Below are 1,891 nucleotides of genomic sequence, written 5' to 3' on the forward strand. Positions count from 1 at the left end.
GACCGAAACGATCCGCCCATGATAGCGTGCTCCGGTGGATGCGGCGTGTGCCGGATCGAAACCGACACCACCGGCAGGCTCGAGCGGCAGCGCGACCAGCACCGGTCCGGCACCCGTATCGGCGGTGACCGGCAGCGGTCGAGGCGCGTCCATCATGTCTGGGATGGAAAAGGGGGTCCCATCCGGAAAGATGCCCCGGGCCGACAGGATGGAGATCTGGCCGGCATCGAGCATTGACTGGTCCAGCGTCAATTGCTGAAAGCCGAATGTATGGAGCTGCCCGGCCTGCAACGCGCCGCGCACGGTCGCTTCGAAAAAACGATCTTGCTGCTGAAAATGTTGGGTCCGGAGAAATAGGCCCTCGGACCACAGCACCCTGTTTGCATCGCTCATGCCGCTACTTCCTGCATTGAGCACCCCTTGCCCTGGCCGCTAGGCGGAAATGCCGCCACTGCCAAGCGTGACGTTGACGGTAACTTGTGATCCCGGCGACACCGACTTGGTTGTACGCCAGGTCCGGCCGCCAGGCTCGCGAACGAGGGCAACGAAGCCCAGTGCAGCCGCGTCCGGCTCGACCGTGATGGTTTTGGATGCGGTTTTTCCCGGTCCGACGGAGATCTGGTCGGATCCAATGAGATCGCCTGCGAGTGCGGAGCCGGCATCCCCTTGCAGCGCGAAATAATCGGCCGAATTGAATTTACCGGTGCTGCGCAGCCGCATCACGAGGACCGTCACGGGTCGATCGCCGCCACCTGGTCCCGGGTTCATGCCGGCCGCGCCGGTCAGGTTGACGGTGACCGCGGATGGTTTTGGCGGACCGCTTTGGCAAGCCGTAAGCAGCCCCGTTGCGCCCAGAGCAACGATAAATTCGCGTCGATCGATCATTTTTCACTCCTCCTCGTATGCATCCCGAAAATCAGCGCCGATTTCGCCGAGGAAGCTCGATTCCGCACTCTGGGCGATTTCACGATGGCGTTTCTGGTATAGTTCCCACAGCTTGGCGCCGCGCCCGCCCGAAAGCAGGGTGCCGATCGCCGAACTCGATTTCAGCTCTTCCTCGATCACTGCCGGGTCAAAACGGTCGATCATCCGCCGCAAGGCGGACTGCACGCCTCGCCATGCGCGCACGTGATGTTGCGCAAGATCGCGGACCGCGTCCGCAATTGCCGCTTCGCCGGCCAGAAATCCGGGGCTGCGCTCCGCGATAATGGTCACGATGGCGTCGTCGACCGTCGGCAGAAATTTGAGCGGATTGACTTCAGAGGCCCCCACCACCGTCTGGGCGACGCGAGCGTTCCCCTTTTCCTCGGCTCGCTTGCGCAGAAGCTGCATCAGCCCTTCCATCATGAGCCGATACTCACGACCGAATTTCTCCATTTCCGCGACGCTGTCGCGTCCGGGAAAATCGGCTTCCTCGACGCCCATGCCACGCAAGAACGCCGTGCGAAGGGCCGTGTTCGCCTGTTGCGCCGCTGCCAGGGAGGGGGCGGGTTTGGGAGCAACGCCTGCACGTGGCGGAGAAGGGACATCCGCCGCCCGTCCGGGCAAATCCCAGGGGTTGGCCGACTGCGGTCTTCCGGCGCTGTGTTTGCGTTGACCGGTCGAGCCGGTGCCGTTTCTCAAATCGGGCGAAGCGGCCGGCCCGAAACCGAAACCGTCATCGAATTCGGATGACTTTCCCGAAACGGACTGGCCTGGAACGGACTCGGTTGCACCTGAAGGCACCGGATCGAGGCTGAACGGGTCTGCAGGAGCTTGCGCACCACGTGGTTCGGGATAGACAGCGGGCGTTGATACCGGGTCGAGACTGAACGGGTCGTCGAAGGCCGGCGAACTGCGCTGGTTGGCGCGCTCGAATGCTCCTGGAATTGGCTGCTCGAACGGGTTCGGC

3 protein-coding genes are annotated in these 1,891 nt (G+C 63.1%); all 3 read right to left on the reverse strand.

The window, feature by feature from the left end; translation table 11 throughout:
* Positions 1-393: type VI secretion system baseplate subunit TssK (tssK, locus tag E5W87_RS14525; RefSeq protein ID WP_292398395.1), on the reverse strand; the 393-nt coding region annotated here is incomplete at its 3' end.
* A 39-nt stretch (positions 394-432) separates the two neighbouring features.
* Positions 433-885, reverse strand: coding sequence for a type VI secretion system lipoprotein TssJ (gene tssJ / locus E5W87_RS14530; protein ID WP_292398318.1), 453 nt, complete (start codon positions 883-885; stop codon positions 433-435).
* Positions 886-888: 3 nt separating this feature from the next.
* Positions 889-1,891: type VI secretion system-associated FHA domain protein TagH (tagH, locus tag E5W87_RS14535; RefSeq protein ID WP_292398320.1), on the reverse strand; the 1,003-nt coding region annotated here is incomplete at its 5' end.

The sequence above is a fragment of the Mesorhizobium sp. genome (assembly GCF_004962925.1).
In the GTDB taxonomy this organism is placed as follows: domain Bacteria; phylum Pseudomonadota; class Alphaproteobacteria; order Rhizobiales; family Rhizobiaceae; genus Mesorhizobium.

Bases quoted from the DNA above. Each gene is read 5' to 3' on its own strand.
- tssJ (WP_292398318.1), bottom strand. From the start codon at position 885: ATGATCGATCGACGCGAATTTATCGTTGCTCTGGGCGCAACGGGGCTG.